The organism is Falsirhodobacter xinxiangensis (assembly GCF_004959935.1).
GTDB classification, from domain to species: Bacteria; Pseudomonadota; Alphaproteobacteria; order Rhodobacterales; family Rhodobacteraceae; genus Falsirhodobacter; species Falsirhodobacter xinxiangensis.
Genome location: NZ_SMYN01000004.1, coordinates 317,510 through 335,733 on the forward strand (window position 1 = coordinate 317,510; position 18,224 = coordinate 335,733).

Below are 18,224 nucleotides of genomic sequence, written 5' to 3' on the forward strand. Positions count from 1 at the left end.
GGGCGCTGACAGATGGCACGTGATAAAACCCGTATGAAGCGCAAGGAACGCAAGAACATCGCCGCTGGCGTTGCTCATGTGAACTCCTCGTTCAACAACACCAAGATCCTGATCTCCGACGTGCAGGGCAACGCGATCTCGTGGTCGTCCGCCGGCACGATGGGCTTCAAGGGTTCGCGGAAATCCACGCCCTACGCCGCTCAGATGGCTGCCGAAGACGCAGCCAAAAAAGCGCAGGAGCATGGCCTGAAGACGATCGAAGTCGAAGTTCAAGGTCCGGGTTCGGGCCGCGAATCGGCTCTGCGCGCGCTGGCAGCGGTCGGCCTGAACATCACCTCGATCCGTGATGTGACGCCGATGGCCCATAACGGCTGCCGCCCGCCGAAACGCCGCCGCGTCTAACGGCAACACAATAAGATCGGGCCGCGCCAAAAGCGCGGCCCGGTTTCGTCATTTCTGATCCTCGGGCGTCCCTCGCTTGCTGGACATGGGCAAGGGACTGGTATGGAGGCGACACGCATGATCCACAAGAACTGGCAGGAACTCATCAAGCCGACGCAGCTGGTGGTGAAGCCGGGTGCCGATGCTGCGCGCATGGCAACCGTCATCGCCGAACCGCTGGAGCGCGGCTTCGGTCTGACGCTGGGCAACGCGCTGCGCCGCGTTCTGATGTCGTCGCTGCAAGGCGCGGCCATCACCTCGGTGCAGATCGACAACGTTCTGCACGAGTTCTCGTCGGTCGCAGGCGTCCGTGAGGACGTGACCGACATCGTGCTGAACCTCAAGGGCGTGGCGATCAAGATGGAAGTCGAGGGGCCGAAGCGCCTGTCGATCTCGGCCAAGGGGCCGGGCGTCGTGACCGCGGGCGACATCTCGGAATCCAACGGGATCGAGGTCCTGAACAAGGATCACGTCATCTGTCACCTGGACGATGGCGCGGACGTGTTCATGGAACTGACCGTCAACACCGGCAAGGGCTATGTCTCGGCCGACAAGAACCGTCCCGAGGACGCACCGATCGGGCTGATCCCGATCGACGCGATCTACTCGCCGGTGAAGAAGGTCAGCTATGACGTCCAACCGACCCGCGAAGGTCAGGTCCTGGACTATGACAAGCTGACGCTGCGCGTGGAAACCGACGGCTCGCTGACCCCGGACGATGCTGTGGCCTATGCCGCGCGCATCCTTCAGGACCAGCTTTCGATCTTCGTGAACTTCGAAGAGCCCGAGCAGGCCGGCCGCCACGATGTCGAAGACGGGCTGGAATTCAACCCGCTGCTTCTGAAGAAGGTCGACGAGCTGGAGCTTTCGGTCCGTTCGGCGAACTGCCTGAAGAACGACAACATCGTCTATATCGGCGATCTGATCCAGAAGACCGAAGCCGAGATGCTGCGCACCCCGAACTTCGGCCGGAAGTCGCTGAACGAGATCAAGGAAGTGCTTTCGGGCATGGGCCTGCACCTCGGGATGGACGTGGAAGACTGGCCGCCGGAAAACATCGAAGATCTGGCCAAGCGTTTCGAAGACCAGTTCTGAGAACAAGGGGGCCGCGAGGCCCCCGAATGCCCCGGTCTGCGGGGGAATATATGGGCAATCCCGCCCCAAGGTGAGCAGGTCGCAGCCTGCCGGACAAAGCAAAGAAGGAATTGACCCATGCGTCACGCACGTGGCTATCGCCGCCTGAACCGCACCCATGAACACCGCAAGGCGCTGTTCGCCAACATGTCGGGCTCGCTGATCGAGCATGAGCAGATCAAGACGACCCTGCCCAAGGCGAAAGAACTTCGTCCGATCATCGAAAAGCTGATCACGCTGGCGAAACGTGGCGACCTGCATGCCCGTCGTCAGGCTGCTGCGCAGCTGAAAGAGGACAAGCATGTCGAGCGCCTGTTCGCCATCCTCGGCCCGCGTTACCAGAACCGTCAGGGCGGCTACGTCCGCGTTCTGAAGGCCGGCTTCCGCTATGGCGACATGGCTCCGATGGCGATCATCGAATTCGTGGACCGCGACACTTCTGCCAAGGGCGCAGCCGATCGCGCGCGTCTTGAAGCCGAGGATGCCGTCGAAGCTTGATTCGTCAGGCAAAGGCAGCACGGAACAACCCGCCGAAAGGCGGGTTTTTTCATTTTCTCGTTAAACGGGTATTAATCTCTAACCAATTAATCAAGTTTGCAGATAATTGGAACGATTCGGCCGGAATCATCACCCCGGTCTCTAGATACAATGCTAAGGCTATCTTAAAGTTTCTACAGACCCGCGCAACTTATCGAAATAGACATGTCCTCAGTCAAATCTGGCATCGATCTTGAACTTCATCAGCTGTCGCTTCTTGCGACCGCCGGCTATTTTTTGGGCCTGCATATCAGGTTCACATCGCCGCTGCTGACGTTCCAGACCTACAACCAGAAGTGGATCGACCATTATACTGAAAATGGTTTCGTTCTTCGCGATCCAATGACGGCATGGGGTTTCAGCAAGGTCGGTCGCATCCGTTGGAGCGATCCTGACCTGCCTGACCCGTTCGGCCTTTTTATCGAAGCAGAAAAATTCGGCCTCAATTTCGGGGTCACGGTTTCCTGCGGGCCGATCAAGTCGCGGACCATCGCAAGTCTTGCACGCGATGACAGGGAATTCCGGGATGCCGAGATCGACAAGATCACCGCCATCGTGCAGCGGTTGCACGAGATGACGGAGCCTCCCGAAGAACTGACGCAGGCCCAGGTCGAGGCGTTGCGTTGTATTGCTGGGGGCGATCGACATGCGGCAGCTGCCGAAAAGCTTGGGATCTCTGAAAGCGCGCTGAAAGCACGGATTTCTTCGGCACGGGTGCGCCTTATGGCGCGCACCACGGCCGAGGCCATACAGCGCGCGAAGGATTATCGACTGATCTGATTGATCGCCCTCCTGACGGTTTACCACCACCAACCCTGCAGGAGGCTATAATGCAGACCACGACCCTTTCCTTTGCCAACATCCACAACCATGGCGAGCTTTTCGCGAACATGCTTCGCGCAAGGCGTGAGCTTTTTATTGTCCACAACAAGTGGAACCTCCCCGAGGCAATGGGAATGGAATATGACCAATACGACACTCCGGCCAGCCGCTGGGTTGTCGTGCATGACGAACTGGGGCGCGTTCTTGCGGGCAACCGCCTGACGCCCACCACGACGAAATGCGGCATCTATACCTACATGATCCGCGACGCACAGCGCGGACTGCTGGAAACCATTCCTGAAACGCTCCTCTACAAGGAGGCACCCGTTGCCGAAAACATCTGGGAAAGCTCGCGCCTTTTCGTTGCGCATGACGTGCCGATGAACATGCGCCGGGCGGTCCATGCGAAACTGGTCAGCGAACTTGGGGCGGCGGCACGCCGTCTGGGCGCGACTCACTGCCTGACGCTCCTGAACGCCAACTGGCCGCGCTGGGCGGGCCGCGTGGGGGTCGACATGACCGCCATGGGTCCGGTGATGGAGATCGAGAACGTGAACAACCAGGTCGTCTCGATGGACTTCACGAAGGCTCTGCATTGACGCCTTTCAACACGCGGCCATCGCGCATATCTATGTGCGATGGCCGACCTTTTCGACACGCTGCCTGAACCACCGGCGCCGACGGGCAACCGCCCGCTGGCCGACCGTCTGCGCCCGCAGGCGCTGTCCGACGTGATCGGGCAGGGTCGCATCCTGTCCGAAGATGGCCCGCTTGGCGCCATGCTGTCCTCGGGCAGCCTGTCGTCGATCATCCTGTGGGGCCCGCCCGGCGTCGGCAAGACGACCATCGCGCGGCTGCTGGCATCGGAAACCGATCTGGCCTTCGTCCAGATCAGCGCGATCTTCACCGGCGTTCCCGACCTGCGCAAAGTGTTCGAGGCCGCCCGCCTGCGCCGCCAGAACGGGCAGGGCACGCTGCTGTTCGTGGACGAGATCCACCGCTTCAACAAGGCGCAGCAGGACAGCTTCCTGCCGCATATGGAGGATGGCACGATCCTTCTGGTCGGGGCGACCACGGAAAACCCGTCCTTCGAATTGAACGCCGCCGTCCTGTCCCGCGCGCAGGTGATCGTGCTGGAACGCCTGACGCTGGCCGATCTGGAACGGATGGCCCAGCGGGCCGAGCAGGAACTGGGCCGCGCCCTACCGCTGGACGGCGAGGCGCGCGAGGCCATGCTGGAGATGGCGGACGGTGACGGCCGCGCGCTTTTGAACCTGATCGAGCAGGTGGCGGCGTGGAAGCTGGACCGGATCTTGGACAAGCAGGCGCTCTCGGCCCGCCTGATGCGCCGCGCCGCGAAATACGACAAATCGGGCGAGGAACATTACAACCTCATATCCGCCCTGCATAAATCCGTGCGTGGATCGGACCCGGATGCCGCGATCTATTGGTTCGCCCGGATGCTGGAGGGAGGCGAGGACCCGCGTTACCTTGCCCGCCGCGTGCTGAAGATGGCGATCGAGGATATCGGCCTCGCCGATCCGCAGGCGCAGGCTTATTGTCTGGAGGCGTGGCAGACCTATGAGCGTCTGGGCAGTCCCGAGGGCGATCAGGCGATCGGAAATGCGGTTATCTATCTGGCATTGGCGCCTAAATCCAACGCCGCCTATATGGCGCATAAGAATGCGGTCATTGCGGCGAAAAAGTCGGGGTCCGAGCCGCCGCCGCTGCATATCCGCAATGCGCCGACGCGGATGATGAAGGATTTGGGCTATGGCGCGGAATACCAATACGACCACGATGCCGAAGACGGCTTTTCCGGCCAGAACTATTTCCCCGACGGCATGAAACGCCCGCTGCTCTATTCGCCGCCCGAACGCGGATACGAGCGGGAATTGAACAAGCGTATCGAGTATTTCGCCAAGCTGCGCGCCAAGCGTCAGGGTTGACATTCCACCCCCGCGGACCCAAGGAACGCCCATGTTTCTGACCCTTTCGCAAGTCGCCCTCGGCGGAGCCGCAGGTTCCGTGCTGCGCTACCTTCTGGTGGCGCAGCTGCGCGCGCCGATTGGCACGCTGGCGGTGAACGTGATCGGGTCCTTCGTGATGGGCGTGCTGGCCGTGATGCTGTTCCGCTGGCAGCCCTTGCTGATGACGGGGCTGCTGGGCGGATTCACGACCTTTTCTGCCTTCTCGCTGGATGCGGTCCGGCTGTGGCAGGATCAACCGGGGGCGGCCATCGCCTATGTCGCAGGATCGGTCCTGCTTTCCATTTTCGCGCTGGCCTTGGGTGCATGGCTCGCAAAGGGGTTCCAATGAGCGTCCAGATCGTGACGATTTCCGAGGATGACGGCGAACAGCGTCTGGACAAGTGGTTCAAGCGCCGTTTTCCGCAGGTGACGCAGGGGCAGGTCGAAAAGATGTGCCGCACGGGTCAGGTCCGCGTCGATGGCGGGCGGGCCAAGGCGTCCGACCGCGTGGCGCCGGGCCAGCAGGTCCGCGTGCCGCCGCTGCCCGAAGGGGCCGCGCCGCAGCCGGACGCCAAGGGGATCAGCGCCGCCGATGCCAAGATGATCCAGAACGCCGTCATCTATAAGGACGAGCACCTGATCGTGCTGAACAAGCCGCCGGGACTACCCTCGCAGGGCGGCTCTGGCTTGGGCGAGCGGCATGTGGACGCTTTGGCCGACGCGCTGAAGTTCGGCTACAAGGACAAGCCCAAGCTGGTGCACCGGCTGGACAAGGACACCTCGGGCGTTCTGATGCTGGCCCGGACCGACCGCGTGGCGCGGGCGCTGTCCGAGGCGCTGCGCCATCGCAATGCCCGCAAGATCTATTGGGCGCTGGTGGCCGGCGTTCCGAACCCGCGCAAGGGGTCGATCAAATACGGGCTGGAAAAGATCGGCCGCCGCGGCGACGAGAAGATGCATTGCGTCCATCCCGCCAAGATGGCCGACCATCCCAACGCCAAACGCGCGCATACCGATTTCTTCGTGCTGTGGTTCCTTGGCACCCGCATGTCGTGGATGGCGCTGGAGCCGATCACGGGCCGCACCCACCAGCTTCGCGCCCATATGGCCGAAATGGGGCACCCGATCCTTGGCGACGGGAAATACGGCGGCAGCGAGTCGGAGAACCTTGGCGATGGCTGGGGCGCGTCGATCGGCGGCGATGTCAGCAAGAAGCTGCACCTGCACGCCCGTCAACTGACCATCGAACATCCGATCACCAAGACTGCGATGACCTTCGTGGCGCCGCTGCCCGACCATATGAAGCGGACGTGGAACATGCTGGACTGGAAGGAAGGCGACGTGCCCGCCGATCCGTTCGGGGACGCCTGATGTCGGGCTGGGCTGCGAAACGTTTCTGGAAGGACGCCACGGTCGCCGAGGCGGACGGCGGTTTCACTATCCTGCTGGACGGGCGCGGGGTGAAGACTCCCGCCAAGACGCCGCTGGCGGTGCCCACACGGGCGCTGGCCGAAGCCCTTGCGGCGGAATGGCAGGCGCAGGAGGGCACGATCCGGCCCGACACGATGCCGCTGACCCGGGCGGCCAATTCGGCCATCGACAAGGTCATCCCGCTGTTCGACGCAGTGGTCGGCGAGATCGCGGGTTTCGGCGGCAGCGATCTGCTCTGCTATCGCGGGGAGGGCGAATTGGCCGAGCGCCAGCTTGCGTGGGACCCGCTGCTGCACTGGTCGGCCGAGGCTTTGGGCGCGCCGCTGCATGTCACGACCGGCATCATCCCCGTTGATCAGCCGGTCGAATCCGTCGCGACGCTGCGCGGGCATGTGGCTTCGCTGTCACCGTTCGAACTGGTCGCGCTGCATGATATGGTCGCGATTTCCGGCTCGCTGGTGCTGGGGCTTGCGGTCCATCGGGGCCATATCTCGGCCGCCGAGGCCTTTGCGCTGTCGCGCATCGACGAGACCTGGCAGGCCGAGAAATGGGGCGTCGACGACGACGCGGCCGAGATGGATGAAAAACGTTTGCAGGCCTTCTTGAACGCCGACCGATTCTTGGCATTGTGTCGGTAACAACATTGCCCGCAGGTTGGGCAAATGTTCGATAACTTGCGCGCTGCCTGTTCTAGTGGCGCCAAAGTCTGAAAATTTATGCAGAAATCGCCGCTACTCTTGACGGCTGCGCCGCGATGGGCGGAAACTAGGCAAATGCTGGGGGCGCGATCCGCGCGGATCGTGAAAAGCACATAAGCCCGGAGAAGGGCGAAATCAGGATGAGGTTCCTATGACTAAAACCGTTTTCTTCGGCACTCTGACAGTCGCCGGGCTTGCGGCGGGGCTGGCATCGGCCGCCACGCTTGATGACGTCAAGGCACGCGGAGAGTTGAACTGCGGTGTGAACCCGGGGCTTGTCGGATTTGCCGCACCCGACGCAAGCGGCAACTGGACGGGTTTCGACGTCTCGCTTTGCCGCGCCGTCGCGGCAGCCGTGCTGGGTGATCCGCAGAAGGTCCGTTTCGTTCCCACCACCGCGGAAACCCGTTTTACCGCCCTCGCCTCGGGCGAGATCGACCTGCTGGCGCGGAACACCACCTGGACCTTCTCGCGCGATACCGACCTGTCGATGGATTTCGCGGGCGTGAACTATTACGACGGGCAGGGCTTCATGGTCCGTCAGGATCTGGGCGTGACCTCGGCCAAGGAACTGGATGGCGCAACCGTCTGCATCCAGACCGGCACCACGACCGAGTTGAACCTTGCCGACTATTTCACCGCCAACGGCATGACCTATACCCCCGTCGCGATCCAGTCGAACGCCGAGGGTGAGCAGCAGTATCTGGCGGGCGGCTGCGACGCCTATACCACCGACATCTCAGGTCTGGCATCCACCCGTGCGGCTTTTGCCGACCCGGAAAACCACGTCATCCTGCCGGAAGTGATCTCCAAAGAGCCGCTCGGGCCGGCCGTGCGTCACGGCGACAACCAGTGGGGCGACATCGTCCGCTGGACGCTGAACGCGCTGGTCGCCGCCGAGGAGTATGGAGTCACCGCAGCCAATGTCGAAGACATGGCCGCCAATTCCCCCAACCCCGAGATCAAGCGTCTTCTGGGCACCGAGGGCGAGCTGGGCGCGATGACCGGCCTGCCGAACGACTGGGCCAAACACGCCATCGCCGCAGGCGGCAACTATGGCGAGATCTTCTCGGCCACTATCGGCGAGGAAACCCCGATCGGTCTGGCGCGCGGTCTGAACGCGCAATGGACCCAAGGCGGGCTGCTCTACGCCCAGCCCTTCCGCTGATCAGATAACGGGGGCGCGTCAGCGCGCCCCTTCTCCAATCCAATTCGACCTGTCCGGGCGCAACGACGCCAATATGCCACAAAGGCCGGACGAGTCGTTCCAGGGGGAAATACATGGCAAATGCCGTGGACGCGCCGAAGGATTCCTTCCGGCTGAGCATGCTCATATACGACACCCGCTATCGTTCGCTGACCATTCAGGTCATCGTTCTGATGCTGTTCATGGCGGGTGCGGCGTGGCTGGTGGACAACACCGTCCGCAACCTTGCCGTTCTGGGCAAGGATTTCAATTTCGGGTTTCTGGGCCAGCGTGCGGGCTATGACATCGCGCAGCGGCTGATCCCCTATACCAATGCCGACACCCATGCGCGGGCGCTGCTGGTCGGGCTGCTGAACACGCTGCTGATCGCGGTCCTGGGCTGTTTCGCGGCGACGGTGATCGGGGTGATCGTCGGCGTGTTGCGCCTGTCCAGCAACTGGCTCGTGGCGCGGCTGATGACGGTCTATGTGGAGATGTTCCGCAACGTGCCGCTGCTGCTGTGGATTCTGCTGGTCTTCACCGCATTCACCGAAGCATCGCCCCTTCCTGCGACCTTCCGCGTCAACGCCCAGACGGGCGAGGCGGAAAGCTCGATGCTGTTCGGGCTGTTTGCGGTCACCAATCGTTACACAGCGATCCCGGATGTGCTGGTCGAACGGGGCCTCGGCAGCCTTGCGCTTGGGCCGCTGTCGATCAACCTGACCTTTCTTGCCATCGTTGCGGTCATCGCGGGCAGCCTTCTGGCCCGCCGTGCGCTGCTGCGCCATGCGACGGCTGTGCAGGAAGCGACCGGCCTGCGTCCCAAGACCTGGTGGAAATCGCTGCTGATCCTGATCCTGCCGATCGCCGCGCTGCTCTGGGCGCTTGGTGTGCATCTGTCGGTCCCGGCGATCACCGGCTTCAACTTCACCGGCGGCGTGAACGTGTCGAACTCGTTCATGGCGCTGTGGCTGGCCCTATCGCTCTATACCAGCGCGTTCATTGCGGAAATCGTGCGGGCGGGCATCCTTGCCGTCTCGCGCGGCCAGACCGAGGCGGCCTTCGCCCTTGGCCTGCGCCCCCGCCGCACCATGAGCCTCGTGATCCTGCCGCAGGCGCTGCGGGTGATCGTGCCGCCGCTGATCTCGCAATATCTGAACCTGACCAAGAACTCGTCGCTGGCCATTGCGGTCGGGTATCTGGACCTGCGCGGCACGCTCGGGGGGATCACGCTGAACCAGACGGGGCGCGAATTGGAATGCGTGCTGCTGATGATGCTGATCTATCTGGCGATCAGCCTCGTCATCTCGGGGGCGATGAACGTCTACAACGCCCGCATCAAGCTGAAGGAGCGTTGAGATGAGCGAGACCGGAACGCAAACCGTTCGCTTCGTTCGCGACACGATGCTGCCCGAGGCCGCGCCGCCCGCCAGCCAATCCGGCGCGGTGAAATGGCTGCGCGAGAATCTGTTCTCGGGCTGGCTGAACACGATCCTGACCATCCTTGGCGCGCTGGTGCTGTTCCAGATCCTGCGCGGGCTGGTGCCGTGGTTCGCCCATTCGGTCTGGAACGCGCAAACGCTGGGCGAATGCCGCCAGATCATCGCCGAGACATGGGGCGAGGGTGCGCGCGGCGCCTGCCTTGCCGTGGTGCGCGACCGCTGGACGCAATGGACCTTCGGCTTCTATCCCGCGCATCTTTACTGGCGTCCGGTGCTGGCGCTGGTGCTGCTGTTCGCGGCGCTGGCCCCGATCCTGTTTTCCGCCGTGCCGCGCAGGTTGATGGCGTTTTCGGCGCTGTTTCCCTTCGTCGGCTATTGGCTGCTGTGGGGCGGCACGATCTGGACACCGGTGGTTGCGCTGGCGGGCTTCGTCGTCGGTTATGCCGTCTGGCGGGGCATGGCGAAGCGCAACGCGCTGGCGGCGGTGCTGCTGGCCGTGGCCGCGGCGCTGGTCTGGTGGCTATTCCTTGCCGGCCCGGTTGAACGGGCGCTGGCGGGCGTCGCGCCGCTGGCGCTTGAATCGGTGCGGTCGTCCAGCTTCGGCGGGTTCGTTCTGGCGCTGACCATCGGTGTCTCGGCGATCTCTCTGTCGCTGCCCTTGGGCATCATGCTGGCGCTGGGCCGTCAGTCGGACATGTTCCTCATCAAGACGCTGTCGGTCTGCTTCATCGAATTCATCCGGGGCGTGCCGCTGATCACGCTGCTGTTCACGGCGTCCTTGCTGCTGAACTACTTCCTGCCGCCGGGGACGAATTTCGACATCATCCTACGCGTCATCATCATGGTGACCCTGTTCGCCGCCGCCTATATCGCCGAGGTGATCCGGGGTGGTCTGGCGGCCTTGCCGCGCGGGCAATATGAAGCCGCCGACGCGCTGGGCCTTGATTACTTTCAGGCGCAGCGGCTGATCGTGCTGCCGCAGGCGCTGAAAATCTCGATCCCGGGCATCGTGTCCACCTTCATCGGGCTGTTCAAGGACACGACGCTGGTGGTGTTCGTGGGGCTTCTGGACCCGCTGAAGGGGATCACCGACGCCGTCCGCGCCTCGACCGACTGGAAGGGCATCTATTGGGAGCCCTATATCTTCGTCGGTTTCATCTTCTTCCTATTCTGTTTCGGCATGTCGCGCTATTCCATGTATCTGGAGCGCCGGCTGAAACGCGATCATCGTTAAGGAGCCGTCCATGGAAACCATCGAACGCGCTGTAGACACCAGCCATATGAAGGTCAGCGACGAGGTCGCGATCCAGATCAGCCAGATGAACAAGTGGTATGGTCAATTCCACGTCCTGCGCGACATCAACTTGACGGTGAACCGGGGCGAGCGGATCGTCATCTGCGGCCCGTCGGGTTCGGGCAAATCGACGCTGATCCGCTGCATCAACCGGCTGGAGGAGCATCAGTCGGGTCAGATCGTCGTGGACGGGACCGAACTGACCTCGGATCTGAAGAACATCGACAAGGTCCGGTCCGAGGTTGGAATGGTGTTCCAGCACTTCAACCTGTTCCCGCATCTGACAATTCTGGAAAACTGCACGCTGGCCCCGATCTGGGTGCGCAAGGTTCCCAAGGCCGAGGCCGAGGAAACGGCGATGCACTTCCTGCGCAAGGTCAAGATCCCCGAACAGGCGAACAAATATCCCGGCCAGCTTTCGGGCGGTCAGCAGCAGCGCGTCGCCATCGCCCGCTCGCTTTGCATGAAGCCGCGGATCATGCTGTTCGACGAGCCGACCTCGGCGCTTGACCCCGAGATGATCAAGGAGGTGCTGGACACCATGATCTCCCTTGCCGAAGAAGGGATGACCATGCTGTGCGTCACGCACGAGATGGGCTTCGCGCAGGCTGTGGCGAACCGGGTGGTCTTCATGGACCAGGGCCAGATCGTCGAACAGAACACCCCGCGCGAATTCTTCAACAACCCGCAGTCAGAGCGGACGAAGCTGTTCCTGAGCCAGATCCTGGGTCACTGAACCAGCTCGCGCGGGACGATGAAATCGATCGCGCTGCCCTGATGGAAATCGACCTCGGCCCACGGGCCGGGGAAGTCCACGACCAGCGTCGCCCCGGTCGGGTATTTGCCGAACTGGTCGCTCGGTGGGGCATTTGCCACCAGACGATGCGCAAACTCCGCGATGCCGGGGTTGTGGCCCAGCATGGCGACGACGTTGCCCTTGGCATGGCGCAGAACGGCCAGCATCACATCCGGACCGGCATGATAGAGCGCGGACTTCAGCACCGGCTCGGGCGCGGAGGGCAGGGCGGGGGCGATGCCCTCCCACGTCTCGCGCGTGCGGGTGGCATCTGAACACAGCACCTCGTCGGGCGCATAGCCGCGCGAGGCGAGCCACCCTCCAAGATCCTCGGCCGCCGCGATGCCGCGCTGGTTCAGCGGGCGGTCATGGTCGGCAAGGTTGGCGTTGTCCCACGACGATTTGGCGTGGCGGATCAGGATCAGTCTGGGCATGTCGGTTCCTCCGTTACACGAGGGTTACATGCCCAGAGAAAGCCGTCAACGGATGCGGGGTTTCACCCGCGGTTCCGTCGTGCGGATCATCGAACCGGCACCGTGATCGGTGAACAGTTCCAGCAGACACGCATTCGGCACCCGGCCATCCAGAATGACGACCGCGCGCACCCCTTCCTCGACAGCCTTCAGCGCGGTTTCGGTCTTGGGGATCATGCCGCCCGCGATAGTGCCGTCGGCGATCATCGCGCGCACGTCGTCGGGGGTCAGTTGGGTGACGACATCGCCATCCTTGTTCTTCACACCCTTCACGTCGGTCAGCAGCAGCAGGCGGTCGGCCTTCAGCGCGCCGGCGATCGCACCGGCGGCAGTGTCGCCGTTGACGTTGAAGGTCTCGTTATCCTCCATCCCCGTGGCGACGGGGGCGACGACCGGAATCATGCCCGCGGTGTAAAGATCGCGCAACACCTGCACGTTCATCTCTACCGGCTTGCCGACGAAGCCAAGCTCCGGATCGTCCGCCTCGGCCACCATCAGATCGTCGTCCTTGCCGGAAATGCCGACGGCGCGACCGCCCTGATCGTTGATCGCCTGCACGATGCGCTTGTTCACAAGGCCCGACAGGACCATCTCCACCACCTCGACCGTGGGCTTGTCGGTCACGCGCTTGCCGCGCACGAATTCCGACTTGATGCCCAGCTTGGCCAGCAGATCGTTGATCATCGGGCCGCCGCCATGCACCACGACCGGGTTCACGCCCACCTGCCGCATCAGCACGATATCGCGCGCGAATTCGGCCATCGCATCGTCGTCGCCCATCGCGTTGCCGCCGAACTTCACGACGACGACCGCACCGGCATAGCGTTGTAGATAGGGGAGTGCCTCGGACAAAGTCTTGGCGGTGGCAATGGAGTCGTGCATGGGACGCTGCTTTTTCATAAGGCCGGTTCCTTGTTCCGCGTCAAGGACTAGCGCCTTTGCGCGCCCCTGCCAACCTTGCAATTCCGCCCCCCGCGCGTAGGTTTGCCGGAAAGGAGAACCGCGATGGGTGAAAAGACACTGCTGCTGACGGGCGCAAGCCGGGGGATCGGCCATGCAACGGTAAAGCGGTTCTCCTCGGAAGGGTGGCGCGTGCTGACATGTTCGCGGCAAGCCTTCGATCCGCGCTGCCCATGGCCGGGGGGCGAGGCGAACCACATCCAGATCGACCTTGCCGATGCCGACGGGACCGCCGCCGCCATCGATTCCATCCGCGAACGGGTGGGTGGGCGGCTGGACGCGCTGGTGAACAATGCGGGCATCTCGCCCAAAGGGGATGGGGGCAGCAGGCTGGACACTTTGGCGACCGAGCTGCGGACGTGGCGGCAGGTGTTCAACGTGAACTTCTTCGCCTCGGTCATCCTTGCGCGCGGGCTGCGCGAGGAGTTGGCGGCGGCGAAGGGGTCGGTCGTGAACGTGACCTCCATCGCGGGCGCGCGGGTGCATCCGTTTGCGGGGGCCGCCTATGCCACATCAAAGGCGGCGCTGGCGGCGTTGACGCGGGAAATGGCGCATGATTTCGGCCCGCTGGGCGTGCGCGTGAATGCCATCGCACCAGGCGAGGTGGAAACCGCCATCCTGTCCCCCGGCACCGACAAGATCGTCGAGGCGCTGCCGCTGCGCCGTCTGGGCCAGCCGAAAGAGGTGGCCGACCTGATCTGGTTCCTCTGTTCGGACCAGTCCAGCTACATCTCGGGTGCCGAGATCGAGGTGAACGGCGCCCAGCACGTCTAGGGCAGCTTGTGCGGGATCATCGTATCGTCGGTCAGCGGCACCGTCTGGCGTTCGATCATCCGGTGCACATGCGGACGTTCGGGGCCGCGATGCAGCTTCACCAGCCGGTCATAGCTTTCGACATCGGCCTGCGTGCGACGGATGTTGTGGCGGATATATTCGACCCAGGTGGGGACGTGATAGGTTTCGACCCAGATGTCGGGATTTTCCAGATCGCGCAGAAGCGCCCATTGCTGCGCCCCGTCGCGGATACGCACGCGCCGCCGTTCGGTCATGGCGGCAAGGAAAGCCTGCGTGTTCTCGGGCGGGATGTCCCAGTCGATCATCACCATGATCGGTCCCGATTGCGGCTTCAGGTCCAATCGCAGCGCCGGCGCGGAAAACCGGTTCGCCGGGTCGAGGTTGACGTCGGAAAAGTCGGGCATGGGCCAGATGCGGCCCAGAACCGCCCCGACGACCATGACGGTCGCTGCCGCCAAAAGTGCGCCGGGAATGCCGATCACATCGGATAGAAGGCCCCAAAACCAACTTCCGACAGCCATCCCGCCAAAGGTGGCCGTCTGATAGATCGACAGCGCCCGCCCGACGACCCATCGCGGCGTCGCAAGCTGGACCGAGACGTTGAACAGCGACAGCGCCGATACCCAGGCCGATCCCGCGATCATCAGCCCCAGAACCGTCAAAGCCTCGTATCGGCTGAGCGCGACGATGGCCGTGCCGACGGCCGACAGCACGAAGGCACCGCAGATGATCGTCTCGATCGAAAAGCGGGCGCGGATGCGCGGGCTACCCAGCGCACCACCGATGGCCCCAAGACCGAAGGCGCCCAGCATCACGCCATAGGTCGTCGCCGTCCCGCCCAGCATATCGCGCGTGATGACTGGCAGCAGCGCCAGAAGCGTGACCGCGCCGACGCCGAACACCAGCCCCCGCCCGATCATCCGCATCAGGTTCGGCGACATCGACACGTAACGCAGCCCTGCCGAAATCGCGTGGCCCATCCGCTCGGGGGGCAGGGCGCGCGGTTCCTGCGGGCTGTTCCAGCGGGCCAGCGCATAGATCACTGCGGTATAGCTGATGGCGTTCAGCGCGAAGGCCGTAGCGGGTCCTGCCCATGCCACCACCAGCCCGCCCAGCGCGGGGCCGATGGATCGCATGAGGTTGAAGCTCATGGAGTTCAGCGTCACGGCGGCGGCAAGATCGTCGCGCGGCACCAGATCGCGCATCGACGCCTGCCACGAGGGCAGATGCATCGCCGATCCGCAGCCCAGAAGGAAGGTGAAGGTCAGCAGCGTCCACGGGTTCAGCAGCCCCATGAAAGCGACCACCGCCAGAAGGGCGGAGACGACCAGCAGGAACGTCTGCGCCATCAGCATGACCCTGCGGCGCGGGAAATTGTCGGCCAGCGCACCGGCAGCGATCGCAAGGATCATCACCGGCAGCGTGGTCGAGGCCTGCACCAGCGCGACCATGTCATGCGATGGCGTCAGCGTCGCCATCATCCAGCCCGCGCCGACATTCTGGATCAGCGTGCCAAGGTTCGCGACCAGCGTGGCGGTCCAGATCAGCCGGAACGCCGGGTGGCGCAGCGGCGCAAGCGGCGAATGGGACGTCGCCTCGGGGGCGGGATCGGCAGCGCCGGTGCCGGACGGCGCGGCGCTTGGTCCGGTCAGGACCTGAGGATCACCGGCTTCGGCTCCGGTGCGGGCATCTGCATCTGGCGTCTCGAACGTGTCCGGTTTCGGCAAATCTTCGGGTCTTGCTGGGTCGGACATCCACTTCTCCTCGCTTGCCGGAAAGCTAGCAGGTCCGCCGCGCTATTCCAGAGTTGCGATGATCGCACGCAAGGTTTCGATCCCGTCGCCCTTTTCCGAACTGGTCAGCACGATTTCGGGATAGGCAGCGGGGTGTTTCGACAGCGCGGCCTTGACCTGTTCGATATTCGCCTCGCGCTCGGCACGGCTGACCTTGTCGGATTTGGTCATCACGACCTGAAAGGTTACGGCGGAACGGTCCAGCAGCTTCATGATCTCGGCATCGACGGCCTTCACGCCGTGGCGCGTGTCGATCAGCACGAAGGCGCGGCGCAGGGTGGACCGTCCGGCAAGATAGCTTTTCAGCAGCGCCTGCCATTTCGCGACGATGGCCACGGGCGCTTCGGCATAACCATAGCCCGGAAGGTCGACGAGGTATTTCTCCTCGCCCAACGCGAAATAGTTGATCTCTTGCGTGCGGCCCGGCGTGTTCGACGCGCGGGCAAGGTTCTTGCGGTTCGTCAGCGCGTTGATGAGGCTGGATTTCCCGACATTGGATCGGCCCGCAAAGCAGACCTCGATCCGGTCGGCAGGGGGCAGGCCGGGCATCGCGACGACGCCTTTGACGAAATCGACGGGCCCGGCGAACAGCAGGCGGCCCGCCTCGCGCGCGTCGGGTTCGGCCTCGGGGGCAAGGGTGAAGTCGATCATCGGGCAGTCTCCAGTGCCGCGAGGTCGGCCCCGCGAATGGCGTTCAGGTTGCGCGAGATCCGGTCCACTGGCCAGTCCCACCATGCGATGTCCAGAAGGCGCGCGATGGTGGGATCGTCGAACCGGCGGCGAACTTCACGCGCCGGATTCCCCGCCACCACCGAATAGGGCGCGACGTCGCGCGTGACAACCGCCTTCGCGGCGATGATCGCCCCGGCGCCAATGGTGACGCCCGGCATGATCCAGGCCTCGGACCCGATCCAGACGTCGGGGCCGATCACCGTATCGCCCCGGTTTTCTGCGGCCCATGTGGCGGGGTCGAAGCCTTCCTCCCAGCCATGGCCGAAGATGTTGAAGGGTTTTCCGGCCATACCGCCTTGTGCCAGTTTCACTATGCTTTTGTGCGCCGAGATATGTCTATTCTTACGATATGAAGGGAGCAAGCGTGCCGATAGCGAGGGACGAGGGGCGCGACGTTAGTGGGGCCGTCCGAGAGCGAGCCAGCTTACAGCTGGCTGGGCGAGCGGAGGACGGCATGGAATTTCAATAATCCTTTTGACCGAGGCAAAGCCTCGGCCTTGCCCCCAACATGATGGAGATACGCGAAGCGTGTTGACGAATGGCGGGAGCGAACACCTCAAATAGGGCACCACCAACGCTTTTTTTTCGCTGCAGCTGAAAAGCCTTGGCCGGTTTTCGCACTGTTGCCGCGCTTCCTGCCTTTCGATTAAAGTTGTTCGCCAGCTCCCCAACGCCGCTTCCTCCAATCAGACCAAACAACTGTTCCGAGTGAATATCCAAGACCAGCACGATCGCTATCAACTCGATGACATTGATCCGGCGCTGTCCGTCTCAGATGTTCGTGACAGTATGATCATGGAAGTTCAGCTTACAAGAAAGCTCGTGCATCGTCCCATCCTTAGCTGTGCGGCCTGCTCGTCCACGGCGGCGTAAAGTCGGCCATGGCGCACTGGCATCTCCAGTGCATGGCTGGTGTAAATTTGTGCGCAGATGGGTGAGGGGCCCGCCCTGATCCAGTCCAGCGCCACCAAGTTATTTTTCGCGCTCTCGCTGCGCACGCCCCGCGGTGCTGAAGTTGGCGATGAGCTCATCGTCGCTGATTTTTCGCACGACCAGATCGAAAAGGTCACGCGGATCCAGATCCAGCGCCCGAGCTAAAACCACAAGCTCAATGACATCTATGCGGCGCTGCCCCGTTTCGATGCGATTGATTGTGCCCTGAGAACACCCCAACCGACGTGCCAGCTCGCGCTGGTTCATACCAATGCTCTCTCGTTTCGACACCAAGGTGTCGATCAGAGCGGTGAAACCAGATGTGCGAATAGTGTTTGCCATGTCATTTTTCGAGGACGCTTGACATGGGTAGACCAAGGCGATACCTGACGACAAAATGTAGTCTATTGCACTGAAGGTGTTTTGTTTTCGTAACTGAAAATCAGAACAGCAGGCTGATAATTGAAATATTGCGTCGATGCCGCGCCGTTATGGCTCGGCCTCTGACAACACTGCCCAGAATAAAGTTCTCAATGGACCTTACCCTCTCTTCGCAAGACGCACATGATGCGGCCGCATTGATCATCTCATCAGCATGTGAAAAAAGTAGATTTGCTTTCTTCAGTCAGCTTCACAATTGGCCCTTCGGATCTGTCGATGTAGTGGGGCCGACAAGTAGAGTAGATCAAGCATGTCTTCTCCCAGCGTTTGAAGTCTATTTTAACGGTTGCGCGGGTTTTCCGGATGCGAACGCTCTAGGGTCCAGACTCATTGAGTTTCAGAGCCA

Annotated in this window: 21 protein-coding genes; 14 read left to right on the forward strand and 7 right to left on the reverse strand. The window is 62.7% G+C overall.

All coding sequences use genetic code 11. From position 1 onward, the window contains the following. Nucleotides 1–12 precede the first annotated feature (12 nt). The 13 genes from rpsK (at nt 13) to E2K76_RS07585 (ending at nt 11,691) form a co-directional block, all read left to right on the forward strand. A complete protein-coding gene (gene rpsK / locus E2K76_RS07525; RefSeq protein WP_136683665.1) occupies nt 13–402 on the forward strand; it encodes a 30S ribosomal protein S11 in 390 nt (129 codons plus the stop codon). Nucleotides 403–519: 117 nt separating this feature from the next. Beyond that, nucleotides 520–1,536 (forward strand): DNA-directed RNA polymerase subunit alpha, encoded by a 1,017-nt coding sequence (locus E2K76_RS07530; RefSeq protein WP_136683666.1) that lies wholly within the window; start codon nt 520–522, stop codon nt 1,534–1,536. Between the two features lie 117 nt (nt 1,537–1,653). Continuing rightward, the gene (rplQ, locus tag E2K76_RS07535; protein WP_136683667.1) at nt 1,654–2,073 is read left to right on the forward strand and encodes a 50S ribosomal protein L17; all 420 of its coding nucleotides are present in this window, start codon (nt 1,654–1,656) and stop codon (nt 2,071–2,073) included. Nucleotides 2,074–2,277: 204 nt separating this feature from the next. After that, nucleotides 2,278–2,892 carry an autoinducer binding domain-containing protein gene (locus E2K76_RS07540; protein WP_136683668.1) on the forward strand — a complete coding sequence of 205 codons (615 nt, stop codon included), beginning with the start codon at nt 2,278–2,280 and terminating at the stop codon, nt 2,890–2,892. 50 nt (nt 2,893–2,942) lie between these two features. After that, nucleotides 2,943–3,533 (forward strand): acyl-homoserine-lactone synthase, encoded by a 591-nt coding sequence (locus E2K76_RS07545; RefSeq protein WP_136683669.1) that lies wholly within the window; start codon nt 2,943–2,945, stop codon nt 3,531–3,533. Nucleotides 3,534–3,572: 39 nt separating this feature from the next. After that, the gene (locus tag E2K76_RS07550) at nt 3,573–4,883 is read left to right on the forward strand and encodes a replication-associated recombination protein A (RefSeq protein ID WP_136683670.1); all 1,311 of its coding nucleotides are present in this window, start codon (nt 3,573–3,575) and stop codon (nt 4,881–4,883) included. Between the two features lie 31 nt (nt 4,884–4,914). Beyond that, on the forward strand, nt 4,915–5,253 hold the full coding sequence (gene crcB, locus E2K76_RS07555) for a fluoride efflux transporter CrcB (protein ID WP_136683671.1): 339 nt from the start codon (nt 4,915–4,917) through the stop codon (nt 5,251–5,253). Continuing rightward, complete coding sequence (locus tag E2K76_RS07560; RefSeq protein WP_136683672.1) at nt 5,250–6,275, forward strand: RluA family pseudouridine synthase; 1,026 nt, start codon at nt 5,250–5,252, stop codon at nt 6,273–6,275. Before crcB ends, E2K76_RS07560 begins: the two co-directional genes overlap by 4 nt. Further along, on the forward strand, nt 6,275–6,973 hold the full coding sequence (locus E2K76_RS07565) for an ATP12 family chaperone protein (RefSeq protein WP_136683673.1): 699 nt from the start codon (nt 6,275–6,277) through the stop codon (nt 6,971–6,973). Before E2K76_RS07560 ends, E2K76_RS07565 begins: the two co-directional genes overlap by 1 nt. 211 nt (nt 6,974–7,184) lie before the next feature. Further along, a complete protein-coding gene (locus E2K76_RS07570; RefSeq protein ID WP_136683674.1) occupies nt 7,185–8,201 on the forward strand; it encodes an amino acid ABC transporter substrate-binding protein in 1,017 nt (338 codons plus the stop codon). A 113-nt stretch (nt 8,202–8,314) separates the two neighbouring features. Continuing rightward, nucleotides 8,315–9,577 (forward strand): amino acid ABC transporter permease, encoded by a 1,263-nt coding sequence (locus E2K76_RS07575; RefSeq protein WP_136683675.1) that lies wholly within the window; start codon nt 8,315–8,317, stop codon nt 9,575–9,577. A gap of 1 nt (nt 9,578) precedes the next feature. Next, the gene (locus E2K76_RS07580) at nt 9,579–10,895 is read left to right on the forward strand and encodes an amino acid ABC transporter permease (protein WP_136683676.1); all 1,317 of its coding nucleotides are present in this window, start codon (nt 9,579–9,581) and stop codon (nt 10,893–10,895) included. Between the two features lie 10 nt (nt 10,896–10,905). After that, entirely contained in the window at nt 10,906–11,691 is a 786-nt protein-coding gene (locus E2K76_RS07585) for an ATP-binding cassette domain-containing protein (protein ID WP_136683677.1), read from the forward strand. Here the strand turns inward: E2K76_RS07585 and E2K76_RS07590 are convergent. Further along, on the reverse strand, nt 11,685–12,185 hold the full coding sequence (locus E2K76_RS07590) for a SixA phosphatase family protein (protein ID WP_136683678.1): 501 nt from the start codon (nt 12,183–12,185) through the stop codon (nt 11,685–11,687). The two genes, E2K76_RS07585 and E2K76_RS07590, sit on opposite strands and share 7 nt — an antisense overlap. 45 nt (nt 12,186–12,230) lie before the next feature. After that, nucleotides 12,231–13,106 carry an acetylglutamate kinase gene (gene argB / locus E2K76_RS07595; RefSeq protein WP_136683679.1) on the reverse strand — a complete coding sequence of 292 codons (876 nt, stop codon included), beginning with the start codon at nt 13,104–13,106 and terminating at the stop codon, nt 12,231–12,233. A 123-nt stretch (nt 13,107–13,229) separates the two neighbouring features. Here argB and E2K76_RS07600 point away from each other — a divergent pair, with 123 nt between their 5' ends. Further along, a complete protein-coding gene (locus E2K76_RS07600) occupies nt 13,230–13,958 on the forward strand; it encodes an SDR family NAD(P)-dependent oxidoreductase (protein WP_136683680.1) in 729 nt (242 codons plus the stop codon). Here E2K76_RS07600 and E2K76_RS07605 read toward each other — a convergent pair. The 5 genes from E2K76_RS07605 to E2K76_RS07625 all read right to left on the reverse strand — a co-directional run bounded on the left by E2K76_RS07605 (nt 13,955) and on the right by E2K76_RS07625 (nt 17,779). Continuing rightward, nucleotides 13,955–15,733: an MFS transporter gene (locus E2K76_RS07605; protein ID WP_136683681.1), complete on the reverse strand. Its 1,779-nt coding sequence runs from the start codon at nt 15,731–15,733 to the stop codon at nt 13,955–13,957. The genes E2K76_RS07600 and E2K76_RS07605 overlap by 4 nt on opposite strands. A gap of 42 nt (nt 15,734–15,775) precedes the next feature. Next, nucleotides 15,776–16,423, reverse strand: a complete 648-nt coding sequence (yihA, locus tag E2K76_RS07610) for a ribosome biogenesis GTP-binding protein YihA/YsxC (RefSeq protein ID WP_136683682.1) — start codon at nt 16,421–16,423, stop codon at nt 15,776–15,778. Then, nucleotides 16,420–16,794, reverse strand: a complete 375-nt coding sequence (locus E2K76_RS07615) for a hypothetical protein (RefSeq protein WP_136683705.1) — start codon at nt 16,792–16,794, stop codon at nt 16,420–16,422. Before E2K76_RS07615 ends, yihA begins: the two co-directional genes overlap by 4 nt. A gap of 172 nt (nt 16,795–16,966) precedes the next feature. After that, nucleotides 16,967–17,245 carry a hypothetical protein gene (locus tag E2K76_RS07620; protein ID WP_136683683.1) on the reverse strand — a complete coding sequence of 93 codons (279 nt, stop codon included), beginning with the start codon at nt 17,243–17,245 and terminating at the stop codon, nt 16,967–16,969. 231 nt (nt 17,246–17,476) lie between these two features. Continuing rightward, nucleotides 17,477–17,779, reverse strand: coding sequence for a helix-turn-helix domain-containing protein (locus tag E2K76_RS07625; protein ID WP_136683684.1), 303 nt, complete (start codon nt 17,777–17,779; stop codon nt 17,477–17,479). Between the last annotated feature and the right edge of the window lie 445 nt (nt 17,780–18,224).